Genomic DNA, 16,112 nt, shown 5'->3' on the forward strand with positions numbered 1-16,112 from the left:
GGATCATCGAATGCGTTTGAGTGGAGTTCTCTGGATTCGGCCGAATAGAGTGGGAGTTTCTCTGTGGAAGCATGGTTGGTCATTTCGAACGCGCAGACGCATAATTTGGCGAATTCGCTTCGTCTGCTGAGCAATGACATTCGCATCGATCACGCCGATGTATGGACGTTTGGCGCTAATATGGCCCAATACCGCGAACTGCTTCCCAATTATGACAGGGTAATCATCCATCCCCACGTAGAGCGTGGTTATTGTGATTTCTCTGCAGTCAGGCAATTGAGTAGAATTCCCTCGATCAAGTTCGACGCTTATCATCCAGATATTTGCTTCGTGCTCGCAAATGATCTCCCGTTCGACGGCGCTATGGGTGCCTACCACTCGATGCTTGTCTTGGCGGCATATAAGGCAGGCTTGAACATTGAGAAGACGAGGGCTTTATTTCGCCGCGAGATTTTCGAGCGGTGCGGATTCCTTGATCGCTGGGAAGGTGAACGTCAGCAGTTGCTGGATCATTTTGCCGAATACGGACTGGATATAACCGCGCGGTTCAGGGCCTGGTCGCGCCGCGAGTGCTTCATGTATGGCATCGACCATTCAAAAGCGCGCCCGATCCATGATATTGCGCATGTTTTTCTGCAGGCATGCGGGATCGAGCCCCACCAAACCGATATCGTGCCGGCGGATACGATCATGACCGGCTCTTGCTTTCCGGTCTATCCCGAAATCGGCGAAGTATTAGGCGTCGAGGGCTCTTACATGTTCAAGCGATATCAGCAATATCGTCTAATTTCGCTCGAGCATTTTATAGAACTGAGCTTCGCGGCTTATGCACAATTTTCCACAGAGAATATCAAACCCGATAGCCGCTTCACCGAGCGCTTTGAAGTGGTCCAGTCCGCGATTGCCGAAGAAGCTTCGGTTCCTCGGCTAATGTAAGCGGTCTGAACACCGGGCTATTTTCCCGCCGATTCAGTTTCATTGCGTGGCCCCCGGCCTGTGATCCGTCGCCAGCGGCAATTCCGGCAAGAACAACAGCACGATCAGCGCCAGGGCTACAATCGCCGTGCCCGTCGCGAAGGTCATGGCGATAGCGTGACGATAGAGCGCTATCGCGGCGTCATGCGCTTCAGGGGAGGCGGTGGCGAGCTGTTTCATGCCGGCTTCGGTCAGTGAGGAACCATGCATCGCGTGGAGGACGCCGCCGGCTTTCTGAACGCGATAGGCGAGAATGGCCCCCGAGCCGGTGACGCCGATGAGGCCGCCGAGCGAGCGGAAGAAGGCGAGCGTCGCCGTCCCCACGCCACGATGGACCGGGGGGAGGGCATTCTGTACCGCGATGGTCATTGTGGGCATGACGAGGCCAAGGCCGAGGCCGAGCGCAAAGACCGTCGGCTCGATGATCCAGAAGCCCTGGCTGGTGGCGGCAGCCCAGGCGAGCACGGCAAAGGCGACGGTTGCGAGGCTCAGGCCGCAGAGCTGCGCCGGCTTGTAGCGCCCGAAGCGATGCAGCAGCACACGCCCGTTGACCATGGAGGAGATGACGACGCCGATCATCAGTGGGCCGGTGAGCAGGCCGGAATGCGAGGCGCTGACCCCCATGACCATCTGGAAGAACAGCGGAAAGAAGAGGCTTGCTCCCAGCATGCCCATGAAGGTGAGGGCGAGCACGATGCAGGCGACGACGAAGAGCCGGTTGCGGAAGAGATCGGGCGGCAGCACAGGCTCAGGCTCACGCCGGATATGCAGGATGAAAAAGACGAAGAGAACGAGTGCAAGCGCAGAAAGCCCGAAAATCTCGGGCGAGTTCCAGGCCCATTCATTGCCGCCGAGCGCGAGCACCAGCAGGAAGCTCGTCGTACAGCTCGTCAACAGCGCCGCGCCGAGATAGTCGATGCGGCGGCTGCGCGCCTGATGCGGGCGCTTAAGTGCACGGCCGATCATGACGAGCGCAACGGCGCCGATCGGCAGGTTGACGTAGAAGATCCAGTGCCATGACAGGAGATCGGTGATGACCCCGCCAGCGATCGGGCCGATGACGCTGCAGACGGCGAAGACGGCCGCGATCGAGCCTTGATTGCGCCCGCGTCTCGCCGGCGGCACGATGTCGCCGATGATGATCTGCGCCAGCGGCAGCAATCCGCCTGCGCCGATCCCCTGGATCGCTCGGAAGATGATGAGCTGCATCAGCGTCTGCGCCATGCCGCTCAGCACGGAGCCGAGAAGAAAGATGAGGATTGCTGCATAGATCATCGGCTTGCGTCCGTACTGGTCGCTGAGCTTGCCGTAGAGCGGCATGGTACTGGTCGAGGCGAGCACATAGGCGCTGACCACCCAGGAGAGATGCGTCAGGCCCCCGAGATCGCTGACGATGCGTGGCAGCGCCGTCGCTACGATGCTCTGGTCAATGGCGCCGAGGCCGAGAACGATCATCAACCCGAGGATGACGGCGCGGATCTCGCGGCGATCGGGCGGGACGTCTGCTGCCGAAGCCAATGGCGTGGCACTAGCCGGAAGGGTCGCATTCATTGCCCGATCTCCATGAGCGGTTCGATGGCGGCGCGAATGGCGTCGCGCTGCTGCGGCGACAGTTTGGCGAGTTCTGAGGCGAGCCAGTCGGTTCTCCGTCGTTTCAGGCTGCGGATGATTTCCTCACCTTTCTCGGTCGCCACCAGGCCATTGCGGCGACGGTCGCTCGGGTCCGGTTCCGAGCGGGTAATGAGGCCATCCCGCTCCATCGCCTTCACATGGCCTGAAATCGTCGGTCCTCTCAGTCTCTCCAGCCGAGCAAGTTCGGCAACGCCGATGCCTGGCTGTTGGATGATGGCGACGAGCAGCAGGGCATGCAGCGGCGACAGGTCGGCCTCGTCGCTCTCGCGCCGCAATTGTCGATAGAGTCGATGGAGTGCAGGGCGCAAAGCCTCGGCCAGCGCGTAGGCGTCCTCGCGGCCCTGACGGCGGTCGGCTTTACCCATTACGTCTCTCACTGATAGATAGATAGGCTTCCTATCTATATGCCTATCGCGTGGCACGTACTTGCGCAAGCAATAATATTGTGAAAGATTTTCAATCATTGCGCGTTGTTCATCAGTATTACGACTCGACGGGAGGAGAAGAGCTGTGAAACGATTTCTGACAACCGTAACGGTAACTACCTTGAGTGCCCTGCTTGCCGTTACGTCTTTCGATCCGGTGGCAGCCGCCCCAATCCAGCCGCTGACCCAGCCGGCCATCCAGCAGACGGGTGAGCAGCCCGCTGGCCTGACGGAAGTTCAATATCGTCATCACAACAGACACTATCGCGGGCGGCATCGCCCCCATTATCGTCCGCACTACCGTCCGCATCATCGCCCCGGCTACTGGCACGGCCATCGCGGCTATCGCTATCATCGCCCTGGCTATCGGCGTCATGACGGCTGGTGGTATCCGATGGCTGCATTCACAGCCGGAGCAATCATCGGCGGGGCCGTATCACAACCGCCGCGCGGCAGCGCGCATGTCCGCTGGTGTGCAAGCCGCTACAAGACCTATCGTGCGTCGGATAATACTTATCAGCCGACCAATGGTCCGCGGCGCCAGTGCATCAGCCCGTAATGTGAAACAGATCGAAATCCCTCTCCGTTCCGCGGAGGGGGATTTCTTTCAGACCGTTGCGGGAAGGAGTGCCTTCAACCGGTCAGTTGCTCGGAAATGTCCCACAGCCGTCGCCAGATCGCCTGATCACGGGCGTGAGCGGCAATCTTGGCCCGCACCGGCGGACCTTTGAGTTCATAGAAACCGTTCGGGCCATACATGGCGCCGCCTTCCGCCTCCGGCGCGGTAGCGGCGAAGAGCGTCGGCAGGGCGCCGGCTGCTGCCGATTGCGAAGCAAGCGGCTCCATCCACTTCATGGTAATTTCAAACAGGCTTGGCCGGTCTCTGCCCATGCGGGGACCCGTGGTTTGCAGACCGGTGACGGCATAGCCGGGATGGGCGGCAATGCTTTTAAGCTTCCAGCCTTCGGCGCGTGCGATGCGGTCGAGCTCCAGACTGAAGAGCAGCGTTGCCAGCTTCGATTGGCAATAGGCGGGCCAGGGCCGATAGCGGTTGCGCCACTGCAGATCGTCGAAATTGATCCTGCCGCTGCGATGCGCCAGGCTGCTGACAGTCACCACGCGCGGATTTTCGGCCGCAGAAACCTTTGGCAACAGCCGCATCGTCCAGGCGAAATGGCCGATATAATTGGCGCCCATCTGCATCTCGAAACCATCTTCGGTCTCATGCCGGTCCGGAATGGCCATGACGCCGGCATTGTTGATAAGCAGATCGATATGCGGCAGCCTATCGGCGATGCGGGTCGCGGTGCGCGCGACGGAATCGAGGCTGGAAAGATCGAGCGCCTCGAAGGTCACGTCTGCTCCCGGTGTTGCTGCACGGATCTTGGCGATCGCCTCTTGGGCCCTGACCTCGTTGCGTGATGCGATGACGACCTTGGCGCCGGCCGCTGCCAGAGCCTCTGCCGCCTCGTAGCCGATACCGCTGGTGGCACCGGTAACGACTGCGATACGACCTGTCTGCGGCGGAATATCTTTCACTGTCCAGTCTGGCATTGCGGGCTCCTGTGAAGAGATTTGGCATTGCCCGTTGTATCTGGTAATTCATATACTAAATGCAAGTTTGCATTGAATGAAAATATAGAAGCGAAAAATGCGCGACAACACTTGCGTATCAGGGACTTTCAGCAGCCGGATGGCGCGGCATGCCTTTGAATTGCCATGCTGTTCGGCACTCATCATGCCTTATGGCCGAAGATTGGATTTGCGGAATGACGACAAAGACCTCGTGCGCTGATTTTGTGCAGTTCTTCCGCTCCTGGGTGAGCAATCCGATGCGCGTTGCGGCGGTCGCGCCCTCGGGCGAGCGGCTGGCAAGGCTGATGACTCAGGAGATCGGGCCGGTCGATGGTCCGATCCTTGAGCTCGGTCCAGGCACCGGCGTATTCACCCGGGCGCTGCTGGCGCGAGGCATTCCCGAGAGCGCGCTGACGCTCGTCGAATTCGGCGAGGAGTTTGCCGTCCGTCTGCGTGAGCGTTTTCCGGCGGCAAGGGTCGTGCATATGGATGCCGCCAAGCTCGGCCAATGCGGTCTTTTCGATGACGCGCCTTTCGGTGCTGTCATCAGCGGCCTGCCGCTACTCTCCATGCCGCCCTCGAAGGTCGCGGCCATTGTTGGCGGCGCCTTTGAAACGATGAAGCCGGGCGGGGCTTTCTATCAGTTCACCTACGGTCCGCGCTGTCCCGTGCAGAAAACTATCCTTGAAAGCCTTGGTCTCACTGCAAAGCGCATTGGCGGCACAGTGCGCAACATTCCGCCGGCCTGCGTTTACAGGATATCGCGGCAAAATCCTCTGGAGCTCTCGATCATCGGCGCCAAATATCGTAGCACCGGAGGGAAAGCCGGAATCAGCGCTTAGGAGCGAATGCCGGCAAGGCCGATTTGGGGCGGCCGAAGCGAGTGCCGGGGGTAGCGGATGGCAAAAAGGCCGGATGTCGATAGCGCGGTAAAGGAAGGCCGGCGCGAGCGCAAGCGTCGTCAAACCCGCGAACGCATTGAATCCGCCGCCTTGCGGCTGTTCCTCGAACGTGGCTTCGAGGCCACCACCATCGAGGACATCACGGAAGCTGCCGATGTTTCCAAGCGCAGCTTCTTCGATTACTTCCCCAGCAAGGAAGAAGTGGTCGCCGCCTGGCAGGATGGTTTTGCCCGCGAGCTGATCGGTGCTGTTGCCGCGCAGCCCGAGGATGCTTCGGTCGTCGACGTCATCGAGGCGGCTGTCAATTCTGCCCTTCGTACGGCGGTAGCAGATCCGCAAAGCCTTGCTCTGGCCGCCCTCATTCACAATACGCCGACGCTTCAGGCTCGCGATCAGCTGAAATATGCCAAGCTGGAGAAGAAGCTCGCGGACGCGCTGTCTGCCCGTGGCAGCGGCGGCGAGGAGGAGCGTCTCCGCTTTGGCATGCTTGCGGCCGCCGTCGTGACGATGCTGCGCATCGGCAGCGAGCGATGGATGCGATCTCCACAGGATATCTCGGTAGAGCAGTTCGCCCGCAATCTGTTCGACGAGCTTTGGGCCGCGCTTGCCGATCTCGGGAAGCAGGCGCAGCGGCACACATGACGGCGCCAGATTAGAGCAGGGGAAGCCGCCTGATCGGCCCCGACGCATTGCATATGCCGCGATGCAGACCCATCTAGTACCGGGTCGCGACCGCATTCTCCCTCGCGAAACCCAGATTTGCCCTTAAAATCTCGGCATCCCTCCCGATGCCGCTCATGCCAGATATGTTTCAGATCAGCAAAAGGGACTATAATCATGTCAGAACTCGACGCAGCCAAGTCCGGCCAGTTCAAGATCGGCGGTGATCTCCCCGTTCATCGTCTCGGTTTCGGTGCCATGCGCATTACCGGTGCCGGTATATGGGGTGAGCCAGAGGACCGTGACGAAGCCGTCCGCACGCTGAGGCGCCTTCCGGAACTTGGCATCAATTTCATCGATACCGCCGATTCCTATGGCCCGGACGTTTCCGAACGTCTTATCAAGGAAGCGCTCCATCCCTATGGCCACGGTCTTGTGGTAGCGACCAAGGGTGGTCTTACTCGAACCGGACCGAATGTCTGGGTGCCAGTGGGTCGCCCCGAATATCTGATCCAGCAGGCGCACAAGAGCCTGCGCAATCTCGGCGTCGATCGCATCGATCTCTGGCAGTTGCATCGCATCGATTCCAAGGTGCCGGCGGCCGAGCAGTTCGATGCCGTGAAGTCGCTGCAGAGCGACGGCATCATCCGTCATGCGGGCTTGAGCGAAGTCTCTGTTGCCGACATCGAGGCGGCTTCGAAGCATTTCAAGGTGGTGACGGTGCAGAACCGCTACAATCTGGTCGATCGTACCAGCGAAGATGTACTCGACTATTGCGAAAAGCATGGCATCGGCTTCATCCCGTGGTTTCCGCTTGCCGCCGGTGATCTCGCCAAGGAAGGCTCGCTGCTCGATACTATCGCGAAAAAGCACAATGCCGCTCCGAGCCAGATCGCGCTTGCATGGGTGCTGAAGCGCAGTCCAGTAATGCTGCCGATCCCCGGAACGGGCAAGGTCAAGCATCTCGAGGAAAACATCGCCGCCGTGAACATCGTCCTCTCCGACGAGGAGTTCGCAGCATTGGATGCGGAAGGCAAAAAGGCCTTCAAGGCTGCATAAGTCGAAATTCGTTTGTCCGGTGGGCGGTTGCTGACCGGACAAGCGTCGGCGAAGGCCCTTTCCCATGCAGAAACGCCGATCACGATCATGTGAATCCCGGGATTTGGGTCAATAACGACTGCAAAATAGGCGCTGGCAAGCCCTCAAATGCCCGTGTTATGCGATATTTCCGGCATTTGCAAAGAAAGCAATGCGCTTTGTGCATTGCTGCATTGCGAAAGTCGATCTGTTCATGCTGTCGCAGGCGTTATATCTAATCCCTCGAAGGCAGCGCACTCCTCCTCCCAGCGCTCCTTCAATGATTGGCAACACTCCTCCTCCTCCCAGTTGCCAATCCGGATCAAGAGCCCGATGCATCCTCCTCCCGCATCGGGCTCTTTTTTTATTTTCAGCCAGATCATCGGTTAGCGGTGTTGGACGATTGCGTTGCGCCTTTGCAATGCTGTCGCGAATTAGCATTGCGTCATGAGCCAAAGAACCGCGGGAGCAGCTTGCGCCGTGGACATGCATGCGTAGAGTGGCGCGACGTTACGGCAGTAAGGAAGGGTTGCATGATGCAGCGCATGGCGGGTTCGGGCCGGTGGGGAAAGCTGTTTCTCCGAACTATGGCCGTGGTTGCGACATTGTCGCTCGCCGCTTGCGGCCGCCCTATCGGGGTTATGCAGCCCATCAGTGAAAACGTGCCTGGCACATCCAAGGTCGATCTCCTCGTCGCGACGACACGGCTGCCGGACAAAGATCCGGCCATCCTGTTTTCGGGTGAGCGCGGGCCGGGGCTCAAGGTGGATGCCGTCAGCGTCTCTATTCCGCCGGAGGCCAATCGCAAGGTCGGCCAGGTGCAGTGGCCGAGCCGCTTGCCAGGCGATCCGCTGAAAAATTTCGTCACCACCGCCGTCAAGCCTTTGGCGACGGAGGCGAATGGGCGAGCCTGGGTGCATGCGGAATTGCCAAAGAACAGGCGGGTGCTGATCTTCGTGCATGGGTTCAACAACCGCTATGAGGATGCCGTCTACCGCTTTGCGCAGATCGTTCACGATTCGCATGCCGACGTCGCACCGATCGTGTTTACCTGGCCGTCGCGCGCCAGCATCTTCGACTATGCCTATGACAAGGAGAGCACGAACTATTCCCGTGACTCGCTCGAGGAATTGCTGCGGCGCGTCGCCGCTGATCCGGCCGTCGGCGATATCACCGTCATGGCGCATTCGATGGGCAGCTGGCTCGCAGTCGAATCGCTGCGACAGATGGCGATCCGCAACGGTCGCGTTGCGCCGAAGATCAAGAATGTCATCCTGGCCTCGCCTGATCTCGACGTCGATGTCTTCGGACGGCAGTTCGCAGCACTCGGCAAGGACAAGCCGCATTTCACGCTATTTGTCTCACGGGACGATCGCGCGCTTTCACTCTCACGTCGCATTTCCGGCAATATCGACCGGCTCGGTCAGATCGACCCGACAGCCGAGCCCTATCGCAGTGAGCTGGAAAAGCAGGGGATTACCGTGCTCGATCTCACGAAGCTCAAAACCGGCGATGGTCTCAATCACGGCAAGTTCGCTGAAAGCCCGGAAGTGGTGAAACTGATCGGTGCGCGGTTGATTGCCGGCCAGACGATCACCGATTCCGATGTCGGCATCGGCGATGCCGTCGGCGCGGTTGCCATGGGCGCAGCCCAGACGGTCGGTAGCGTGGCGGGTGCTGCCGTCAGCGCTCCGATTGCCATTTTCGATCCTCGCACCCGCGCGAATTACGGCGAGCAATGGCGTCGCGTCGGCGCATCGGCCGGCAATACGGTGGGATCTCTGGGCGATAGCGTCGAGGCGACCGGCAGCAATGTCGGCGAAGCATTGCGTCAATGATGCTATCATGATCCGATCCGGAGCGGCCGCATTCATCGTCGCTGCGAAACGCGATAGTCATGTCTCGCCGTCTGATATATCAGAGATGCAAGCAGTCAGATGGCACCGGCCAATTCGTTGGCCCGATATCGGTGTCGACGGCTGCATGATCTGCCGTGTGTGATTGGAGTGGATGAGATGAGATGGAAGCGCACGATCCAGTTGCTGGACGTTCACTGCGAGGGTGAGATCGGCAAGGTTGCCATCGGCGGCGTGCCGAAGATCCCCGGCAACAGCATTGCCGAGCAGCTCCATTGGCTGAACACGGATCCAAAGGGCCAGGAGCTGCGCCGTTTCCTCGTGCTGGAGCCGCGCGGCGCGCCGATCGGATCGGTGAACCTGCTGTTGCCGGCCAAGCATCCTGAGGCTGATGCCGGTTTCATCATTCTGCAGCCCGATCAGGCGCATGCAAGCTCCGGCTCGAACTCCATCTGCGTGACCACGGCGCTGCTCGAATCCGGTATCGTCGAGATGAAGGAGCCGGAAACCATCGTCACGCTCGATACCGCCGCCGGCCTCGTGCGCGCCACTGCGACCTGCCGCGGCGGCCGCTGCGAAAAAGTGCGGCTGACCATGGTGCCGTCCTTCGTGCATGAGCTGGATGTCGGGCTCGACACACCGCAATGGGGCAGGATCAAGCTCGACCTCTGCTATGGCGGCATCTTCTACGCGCTCGTCGATGTCGGCCAGATCGGCTTGAAGATCGAAAAGGCCAATGCGGCCGCCCTCGTCCATGCCGGCATGGTCATCAAGGAAGCGATCAACCGTGCGATGACCGTAGTTCATCCGGAAATCCCGGCTATCTCCGGCGTTGCCTATGTGATGTTCCGCGATATCGACGCCGATGGCGCCATCCGCACCTGCACGACCATGTGGCCCGGCCGCGCCGACCGCTCGCCCTGCGGCACCGGCAATTCGGCCAATCTGGCGACGCTGCATGCTCGCGGCAAGGCCAAGGTCGGCGATATCTTCAAATCCCGCTCGATCATCGGTTCGGAGTTCGAAGTCGGCCTGCAAGCGGAGACCGAAGTTGCCGGAAAGCCGGCCATCATCCCGACGATCACCGGCCGCGGTTTCACTTTCGGCTTGAGCCAGGTGGCGCTGGATCCGTTCGACCCGATGGCGGAAGGTTTTGCCATGACGGATGTCTGGGGGCCGTCGGCTGGGGATATTTGAGGGCGCAGTGCGAGCTCCCACTGCTTTGAGAGTCTTGCCCCTCACTCTAACCCTCTCCCCGCATACGGGGAGAGGGACTTCCCTCTCATTTTCGTCTGAGCAATTGGCTGGATGGGAGGCTGTGGTCGCATCTAGCTCCTTCTCCCCGCTTGCGGGGAGAAGGTGGCCGAAGGCCGGATGAGGGGCTTTGGGGCAAGCCGTCCTCACTACCCCTTGGGATAAATCACACCCTTGCGCAAAATGATGTTCCCATAGAGCCGCGGCTCGCTGGTCTGTATCAGCGCATGCGCACGCTGCACCCGCTCGTAGAATTCCGCCGGCAGTAACGGCACGACCTTGATCTCGGGCACATGCCGGGCGCAGCATTCGATCATCTCCGCATGAACGGGGTCGATGGCATCGCGGTCCTGCTTGACGGTCGCCCGGAATATCGCCTGCGGCACGAAATCGTCGATCGGCAGCACGCTCAGCACGGCATCGAGGACGCGAATGACGCCATGGCCGTCGAGGCGGATGAGGCGGCGTCCATGTTCGAGACCGGGATAATTGCCGTCTACGAGGGCGATCTCGTCGCCATGGCCCATGGCGCGTAGCGTCGCCAGAAGCTCCGGGCTCAACAGTGGGTCAATGCCCTTCAGCATGCTCTATCTCCTTGAAAAGAACGTTCTGGTCGATGAGGTAACGCGCGAAGATCGGCAGGCTGGCGCCGCCGATGGCGCGTGCCTGCGGCCCGACGGCACCCTCGATGATCTCGGGCATGACGACGCCCTGAAGATCCAGTTCCGCCGCTGCCTTGATGGTTGCGCGCACCACGCGTTCTCGCACCCAGCCGGGAAAGCCGCCATCGATGACGGCGGCGCTGAAATCAAGAACGGAGGCGGAGGCGACGATCGCTTGTGCCAGTGCCTTGGCCGTATCCTGGATCCAGATCTCCAGCGGCTCGCCGAAATCGATCCAATTATCCGCCGAATACCAAAGAGGGCGTGGATCGAAACCATGATCCCGCAATAGATTTTCCAACACGAAGATCGAGGCGATCTCGAGAAGCTGGCGATTCTCGCCGTTGCGGCCGCGCACGGGCAGGGGGCCGAGTGCGCCGGCGGTGCCCGTTCGGCCAACGAAGACGGACGAATTCAGGACGATGCCGCCGCCGAGGAACGAGCCTATGAAGAAATAGACGAAATCCGGATAATGCGGGCCGATCCCGAAGACCAGTTCGGCACCGCAGGCGCTGGTAGCGTCGTTTTGCAGAAAGACCGGGTAAGACACACGCGAGGCAATTTCGGCTCGTAGATCGAAGCCTCGCCAGGCATCCATCGCTCCCGGCGGCGCGCCCACTTGCTCGGCCCAATTCCAGAGCTCGAACGGTGCGGCAACGCCCATTCCCGCGATCTTGCGGCGCTGCTCTTCGCTGAGGCGTCCTTCCAGTTCCTTGATGCCGGCTGCGACGAAGGTGATGATGTCCTGCGGCAGCGGGTAGGGGTAGATCTGATGGAGCTGCATCCGGATGCCGCCGACGAAATCCATCAGCACGAGATCGGCGCTGCGCCGGCCTATCTTGACGCCAAAGGAGAGTACGGCGTCCGGATTGAGCCGCATTGGAGTGGAAGGCTGACCGACGCGCCCGCGGACCGGCGCATCGCGGGACAGCAACCCGTCCTTTTCCAGCTCCCGCATGATGACGGACACCGTCTGTGCCGAAAGCCCGCTTCGCCGCGCAATATCGGCCTTCGAAAGCGCGCCGTGACGGCGCACGAGCGAAAGCACAAGCCGTTCGTTGTGGGCGCGCACGCCAAGCTGGTTCGCGCCCCCGGAGGGGTCGAGAATCGCCGGTGTTGTCGGTGTGTCCTCCGGGTCATGCACGAGAGACATGGGCCTGCTCCTTCCATCATGGCCATGCCCTATTTTTTTCCAGAATGCCACATCGAATTAATAATTCAATCCGATTTATTTATTGACAGGTGGATTTCTTTAGGGTCTGATATTGACCGTCGAGGATGCGCGCATAGCCTTGGAGGAGGTCCACCGAAAACAATCCGACAGGCTTGACGCATCTTTAACCGGGTTCGAAGTGAGCCCGCGACAGCCGGAGGGTCCGGCTTTTAAACATCGGGAGGATTGAATGAAGAAATCCGTTATTTCCGCAGCCGTTGCCGCCCTGGCGCTCGGCGTTGCATTTGCCGCTCCGGCCAAGGCCGCCGGCGTATCCGCCTGCCTCATCACCAAGACCGATACCAATCCCTTCTTCGTCAAGATGAAGGAAGGCGCCACTGCCAAGGCCAAGGAACTCGGCGTCACGCTGAAGTCCTATGCCGGCAAGATCGACGGCGACAGCGAAAGCCAGGTTGCCGCGATCGAAAGCTGCATCGCCAGCGGCGCCAAGGGTATTCTGATCACCGCTTCCGACACGAAGGGCATTGTTTCCTCCGTCAAGAAGGCACGCGATGCCGGCCTGCTGGTCATCGCGCTCGACACGCCTCTGGAGCCGGCTGACGCCGCCGACGCGACCTTCGCCACCGACAACCTTCTTGCCGGCAAGCTGATCGGCGAATGGGCCAACAAGACGCTGGGCGATAAGGCCAAGGATGCCAAGATCGGCTTCCTCGACCTGACGCCGTCGCAGCCTTCCGTCGACGTCCTGCGCGACCAGGGCTTCATGATCGGCTTCGGCATCGACCCGAAGGATCCGAACAAGATCGGCGACGAAACCGATCCGCGCATCGTCGGCCATGATGTCACCAACGGCAACGAGGAAGGTGGCCGCAAGGCCATGGAAAACCTCCTGCAGAAGGATTCCAGCATCAACGTCATCCACACGATCAACGAACCGGCCGCTGTCGGCGCCTATCAGGCCCTGAAGGCCGTCGGCTTGGAAAAGCAGGTTCTGATCGTGTCTGTTGACGGCGGTTGCCCGGGCGTCAAATCCGTCAAGGAAGGCGTGATCGGCGCTACGTCGCAGCAGTATCCGCTGATGATGGCTGCCCTCGGCGTCGAGGCGATCAAGAAGTTCGCCGATAGCGGCGAGAAGCCGAAGCCGACCGAAGGCAAGTCCTTCTTCGACACCGGCGTCTCCCTGGTCACCGACAAGCCGGTTTCCGGCCTGAAGTCGATCGATACCAAGGAAGGCACGGCAAAGTGCTGGGGCTAAGTCCCTTACGAAATGTGATATAATCCCTTCGGGAGCCGCGTCATGCGCCTGCTGGCGCGGCTCTCCTTATAAGGGAGCAGACCATCGCAACAGTCACGTCGGCCGGGGTTCATCCCCTCGGCGGACCCCTTAACAGCCGGCGGTTTCCGCGCATGAGCGCGGTGGCGGAGGAATAATTATGTCCGGAGCACAGGAATTCGAACGTGTTCTCGACGGCAGCGACAAGAACGTCGCGTCGTTCGAGCAGCACGATGTCTCTTTTCTCAAGCGCGTGCAGCACTTTCTGCATTCGACGCCGGCCGCCGTGCCGTTGATCGTATTGGTAATGGCGATCGTGATCTTCGGCATCGCGATCGGTGGGCGGTTCTTTTCCGCCTATACGCTGACACTGATCCTGCAGCAGATCGCGATCGTCGGCATTCTCGGTGCTGCCCAGACGCTGGTCATCCTGACCGCCGGCATCGATCTTTCGATCGGCGTGATCATGGTCATTTCTTCCGTCGTCATGGGCAACGTCGCCGTCACTTACGGTCTGCCGGCGCCGGTCGCCATCATCGCCGGCATGGCCGCTGGCGGCCTCTGTGGGCTGCTCAACGGTTTCCTCGTCGCCAACATGAAGCTGCCGCCGTTCATCGTGACGCTCGGCACGTGGAACATCGTCATGGCGACGAACTTCATCTATTCCGCCAATGAAACCATCCGCGATACCGATGTCGATGAAAAGGCGCCGCTCCTGCATCTCTTCGCGATCAGCTTCCGGCTTGGCGGTGCTGTGCTGACCCTCGGCGTCATCGCCATGGTGCTGCTGGTGCTGGGCCTATGGTACATTCTCAATCATACCGCCTGGGGCCGGCATGTCTATGCCGTCGGCGATGATCCGGAAGCGGCGAAATTGTCGGGCATCCAGACCAAGAAGGTACTGCTTGCCGTCTATGGCGTTTCGGGACTGATCGCGGCCTTTGCCGCCTGGGTTTCGATCGGCCGCAACGGCTCGGTCTCACCGTCTTCGGCCGTGACGGACTTCAATCTTCAGGCGATTACCGCAACCGTGATTGGCGGCATCTCGCTCTTCGGCGGCCGCGGCTCCATCCTCGGCACGCTCTTTGGCGCCATGATCGTCGGCGTCGTCTCCATGGGCCTCAACATGCTCGGCGCCGATCCGCAATGGAAGGTGCTTCTGACCGGCGTGCTCATCATCGGCGCCGTCGCGATCGATCAATGGATCAGAAAGGTATCGGCATGACCACGACCGTCGAACCCATCCTCACTGCCCGCGGTCTCGTCAAGCGCTATGGACGCGTCACCGCGCTCGACAACGCCGATTTCGATCTCTATCCCGGCGAAATCCTTGCGGTCATCGGCGACAACGGCGCCGGAAAATCCTCGCTGATCAAGGCGATTTCCGGCGCGGTGACACCCGATGAAGGCGAGATCAAGCTGGAAGGCAAACCTGTTCATTTCAGGTCGCCGATGGAAGCGCGCGATGCCGGCATCGAAACGGTCTACCAGAACCTGGCGCTGTCGCCGGCGCTCTCAATCGCTGACAACATGTTTCTCGGTCGCGAGATCCGCAAGCCCGGTTTCCTCGGTTCCGTCTTCCGCATGCTCGATCGGCCGGCCATGGAAAAGCGCGCCCGCGACAAGCTCAGCGAGCTCGGCCTGATGACGATCCAGAACATCAACCAGGCGGTGGAAACGCTCTCCGGCGGTCAGCGCCAGGGCGTTGCCGTGGCACGCGCCGCCGCCTTCGGTTCCAAGGTCGTCATCATGGACGAGCCGACGGCAGCCTTAGGCGTCAAGGAAAGCCGCAAGGTCCTTGAACTCATCCTCGACGTGCGTGCGCGCGGCTTGCCGATCGTTCTGATCTCGCACAATATGCCACACGTCTTCGAGGTTGCGGACCGTATCCATATCCACCGCCTTGGACGACGCCTGACCGTCATCAATCCGAAGGAATACACCATGTCCGACGCGGTTGCCTTCATGACCGGCGCCAAGGCTCCGCCGGTCGAGAACGTCGCTGCATGAGTGCTTCTCTTGACGATGTTGCCGGCGAGATCATCGCGCGCGCCGGCAACGCGAAACGCTTCCTGGTGGCAATTGCCGGGCCGCCCGGTGCCGGCAAATCCACTCTGGCCGATAATGTCGCCAAGGCGTTGAAGGCGAGGGGCGAAAGTGCCGAAGTCCTGCCCATGGACGGCTTCCACATGGATAACGCCGTCCTCATCGAGAAGGGACTTCTGAAACGGAAGGGCGTGCCTGACAGTTTCGATGTGCGCGCCTTCCTCGATATCGTCAAGGCCGTGCGCGCCGCCGACCAGGAGGTTCTGGTGCCGGTCTTCGACCGTTCGCGGGAGATTGCCATCGCCTCGGCCCGCATCGTCTCGGCAGATCATCGCTTCATCGTCATCGAAGGCAATTATCTGTTGTTCAACCAGGGAAAATGGGCGGAGTTGGAAGGCATGTTCGACTATTCGATCATGCTCGCGCCACCGATGGAAGTGCTGGAAGAGCGGCTTTGGGCGCGCTGGAGGGGCTACGATCTCGATGAAGAAGCCGCCCAGGCCAAGGTTTACGGCAACGATCTGCCGAACGGCCGGCTGATTCTGGAGAACCGGCGCCGCGCGGACGTCACCATAGATATCGTGCAGGATTGACCTCGCCC

The 16,112-nt window shown here is 60.5% G+C and carries 16 protein-coding genes; 11 read left to right on the forward strand and 5 right to left on the reverse strand.

Annotated elements, in window-relative coordinates; all coding sequences use genetic code 11:
- Nucleotides 1-63 precede the first annotated feature (63 nt).
- Nucleotides 64-936 carry a WcbI family polysaccharide biosynthesis putative acetyltransferase gene (locus FHT85_RS16770; protein WP_112336635.1) on the forward strand — a complete coding sequence of 291 codons (873 nt, stop codon included), beginning with the start codon at nt 64-66 and terminating at the stop codon, nt 934-936.
- A gap of 39 nt (nt 937-975) precedes the next feature.
- Here the strand turns inward: FHT85_RS16770 and FHT85_RS16775 are convergent, their stop codons facing one another.
- On the reverse strand, nt 976-2,526 hold the full coding sequence (locus tag FHT85_RS16775) for an MDR family MFS transporter (RefSeq protein WP_112409811.1): 1,551 nt from the start codon (nt 2,524-2,526) through the stop codon (nt 976-978).
- Complete coding sequence (locus FHT85_RS16780) at nt 2,523-2,972, reverse strand: MarR family winged helix-turn-helix transcriptional regulator (RefSeq protein WP_112336633.1); 450 nt, start codon at nt 2,970-2,972, stop codon at nt 2,523-2,525. The genes FHT85_RS16775 and FHT85_RS16780 overlap by 4 nt, the downstream gene beginning before the upstream one ends.
- Before the next feature lie 286 nt (nt 2,973-3,258).
- Here FHT85_RS16780 and FHT85_RS16785 point away from each other — a divergent pair, with 286 nt between their 5' ends.
- The gene (locus FHT85_RS16785) at nt 3,259-3,591 is read left to right on the forward strand and encodes a BA14K family protein (protein ID WP_246780017.1); all 333 of its coding nucleotides are present in this window, start codon (nt 3,259-3,261) and stop codon (nt 3,589-3,591) included.
- Between the two features lie 74 nt (nt 3,592-3,665).
- On the opposite strand, the gene FHT85_RS16790 is transcribed toward FHT85_RS16785, so the two are convergent.
- A complete protein-coding gene (locus FHT85_RS16790) occupies nt 3,666-4,586 on the reverse strand; it encodes an SDR family oxidoreductase (RefSeq protein WP_112409812.1) in 921 nt (306 codons plus the stop codon).
- Between the two features lie 215 nt (nt 4,587-4,801).
- Here FHT85_RS16790 and FHT85_RS16795 point away from each other — a divergent pair, with 215 nt between their 5' ends.
- The 5 genes from FHT85_RS16795 to FHT85_RS16815 all read left to right on the forward strand — a co-directional run bounded on the left by FHT85_RS16795 (nt 4,802) and on the right by FHT85_RS16815 (nt 10,299).
- The gene (locus FHT85_RS16795) at nt 4,802-5,449 is read left to right on the forward strand and encodes a class I SAM-dependent methyltransferase (RefSeq protein WP_112336631.1); all 648 of its coding nucleotides are present in this window, start codon (nt 4,802-4,804) and stop codon (nt 5,447-5,449) included.
- A 57-nt stretch (nt 5,450-5,506) separates the two neighbouring features.
- Nucleotides 5,507-6,151 carry a TetR family transcriptional regulator gene (locus FHT85_RS16800; RefSeq protein ID WP_112336630.1) on the forward strand — a complete coding sequence of 215 codons (645 nt, stop codon included), beginning with the start codon at nt 5,507-5,509 and terminating at the stop codon, nt 6,149-6,151.
- A gap of 195 nt (nt 6,152-6,346) precedes the next feature.
- Nucleotides 6,347-7,228, forward strand: coding sequence for an aldo/keto reductase (locus tag FHT85_RS16805; RefSeq protein WP_112336629.1), 882 nt, complete (start codon nt 6,347-6,349; stop codon nt 7,226-7,228).
- 563 nt (nt 7,229-7,791) lie between these two features.
- Nucleotides 7,792-9,084: an alpha/beta hydrolase gene (locus tag FHT85_RS16810; RefSeq protein WP_409527336.1), complete on the forward strand. Its 1,293-nt coding sequence runs from the start codon at nt 7,792-7,794 to the stop codon at nt 9,082-9,084.
- A gap of 177 nt (nt 9,085-9,261) precedes the next feature.
- Nucleotides 9,262-10,299, forward strand: coding sequence for a 4-hydroxyproline epimerase (locus FHT85_RS16815; RefSeq protein WP_112336627.1), 1,038 nt, complete (start codon nt 9,262-9,264; stop codon nt 10,297-10,299).
- A gap of 206 nt (nt 10,300-10,505) precedes the next feature.
- Here FHT85_RS16815 and FHT85_RS16820 read toward each other — a convergent pair whose 3' ends face one another.
- Nucleotides 10,506-10,940, reverse strand: a complete 435-nt coding sequence (locus FHT85_RS16820) for an RbsD/FucU family protein (RefSeq protein WP_112336626.1) — start codon at nt 10,938-10,940, stop codon at nt 10,506-10,508.
- Nucleotides 10,924-12,171, reverse strand: coding sequence for an ROK family transcriptional regulator (locus FHT85_RS16825; RefSeq protein WP_015338684.1), 1,248 nt, complete (start codon nt 12,169-12,171; stop codon nt 10,924-10,926). The genes FHT85_RS16820 and FHT85_RS16825 overlap by 17 nt, the downstream gene beginning before the upstream one ends.
- A 250-nt stretch (nt 12,172-12,421) precedes the next feature.
- Between FHT85_RS16825 and FHT85_RS16830 the strand changes: the two genes are divergently transcribed.
- From FHT85_RS16830 to FHT85_RS16845, 4 genes are all read left to right on the forward strand, one after another.
- Nucleotides 12,422-13,447 (forward strand): sugar ABC transporter substrate-binding protein, encoded by a 1,026-nt coding sequence (locus FHT85_RS16830; protein ID WP_112336625.1) that lies wholly within the window; start codon nt 12,422-12,424, stop codon nt 13,445-13,447.
- A gap of 178 nt (nt 13,448-13,625) precedes the next feature.
- Nucleotides 13,626-14,690, forward strand: a complete 1,065-nt coding sequence (locus FHT85_RS16835) for an ABC transporter permease (protein ID WP_015338686.1) — start codon at nt 13,626-13,628, stop codon at nt 14,688-14,690.
- The gene (locus FHT85_RS16840; protein WP_181476231.1) at nt 14,666-15,475 is read left to right on the forward strand and encodes an ATP-binding cassette domain-containing protein; all 810 of its coding nucleotides are present in this window, start codon (nt 14,666-14,668) and stop codon (nt 15,473-15,475) included. The genes FHT85_RS16835 and FHT85_RS16840 overlap by 25 nt, the downstream gene beginning before the upstream one ends.
- Nucleotides 15,472-16,104 (forward strand): nucleoside triphosphate hydrolase, encoded by a 633-nt coding sequence (locus tag FHT85_RS16845; RefSeq protein ID WP_112336624.1) that lies wholly within the window; start codon nt 15,472-15,474, stop codon nt 16,102-16,104. The genes FHT85_RS16840 and FHT85_RS16845 overlap by 4 nt, the downstream gene beginning before the upstream one ends.
- The last annotated feature ends 8 nt before the right edge of the window (nt 16,105-16,112 follow it).

Origin of the sequence: Rhizobium sp. BK312 (assembly GCF_014193605.1) — a bacterium.
Classification (GTDB): domain Bacteria; phylum Pseudomonadota; class Alphaproteobacteria; order Rhizobiales; family Rhizobiaceae; genus Rhizobium.

What these genes read in the sequence shown, in the direction of transcription:
- FHT85_RS16775 (WP_112409811.1), bottom strand. Translation starts at nt 2,526, where the DNA reads ATGAATGCGACCCTTCCGGCTAGTGCCACGCCATTGGCTTCGGCAGCA.
- FHT85_RS16780 (WP_112336633.1), bottom strand. Translation starts at nt 2,972, where the DNA reads ATGGGTAAAGCCGACCGCCGTCAGGGCCGCGAGGACGCCTACGCGCTG.
- FHT85_RS16790 (WP_112409812.1), bottom strand. Translation starts at nt 4,586, where the DNA reads ATGCCAGACTGGACAGTGAAAGATATTCCGCCGCAGACAGGTCGTATC.
- FHT85_RS16795 (WP_112336631.1), top strand. Translation starts at nt 4,802, where the DNA reads ATGACGACAAAGACCTCGTGCGCTGATTTTGTGCAGTTCTTCCGCTCC.
- FHT85_RS16800 (WP_112336630.1), top strand. Translation starts at nt 5,507, where the DNA reads ATGGCAAAAAGGCCGGATGTCGATAGCGCGGTAAAGGAAGGCCGGCGC.
- FHT85_RS16805 (WP_112336629.1), top strand. Translation starts at nt 6,347, where the DNA reads ATGTCAGAACTCGACGCAGCCAAGTCCGGCCAGTTCAAGATCGGCGGT.
- FHT85_RS16810 (WP_409527336.1), top strand. Translation starts at nt 7,792, where the DNA reads ATGGCGGGTTCGGGCCGGTGGGGAAAGCTGTTTCTCCGAACTATGGCC.
- FHT85_RS16815 (WP_112336627.1), top strand. Translation starts at nt 9,262, where the DNA reads ATGAGATGGAAGCGCACGATCCAGTTGCTGGACGTTCACTGCGAGGGT.
- FHT85_RS16820 (WP_112336626.1), bottom strand. Translation starts at nt 10,940, where the DNA reads ATGCTGAAGGGCATTGACCCACTGTTGAGCCCGGAGCTTCTGGCGACG.
- FHT85_RS16825 (WP_015338684.1), bottom strand. Translation starts at nt 12,171, where the DNA reads ATGTCTCTCGTGCATGACCCGGAGGACACACCGACAACACCGGCGATT.
- FHT85_RS16830 (WP_112336625.1), top strand. Translation starts at nt 12,422, where the DNA reads ATGAAGAAATCCGTTATTTCCGCAGCCGTTGCCGCCCTGGCGCTCGGC.
- FHT85_RS16835 (WP_015338686.1), top strand. Translation starts at nt 13,626, where the DNA reads ATGTCCGGAGCACAGGAATTCGAACGTGTTCTCGACGGCAGCGACAAG.
- FHT85_RS16840 (WP_181476231.1), top strand. Translation starts at nt 14,666, where the DNA reads ATGGATCAGAAAGGTATCGGCATGACCACGACCGTCGAACCCATCCTC.
- FHT85_RS16845 (WP_112336624.1), top strand. Translation starts at nt 15,472, where the DNA reads ATGAGTGCTTCTCTTGACGATGTTGCCGGCGAGATCATCGCGCGCGCC.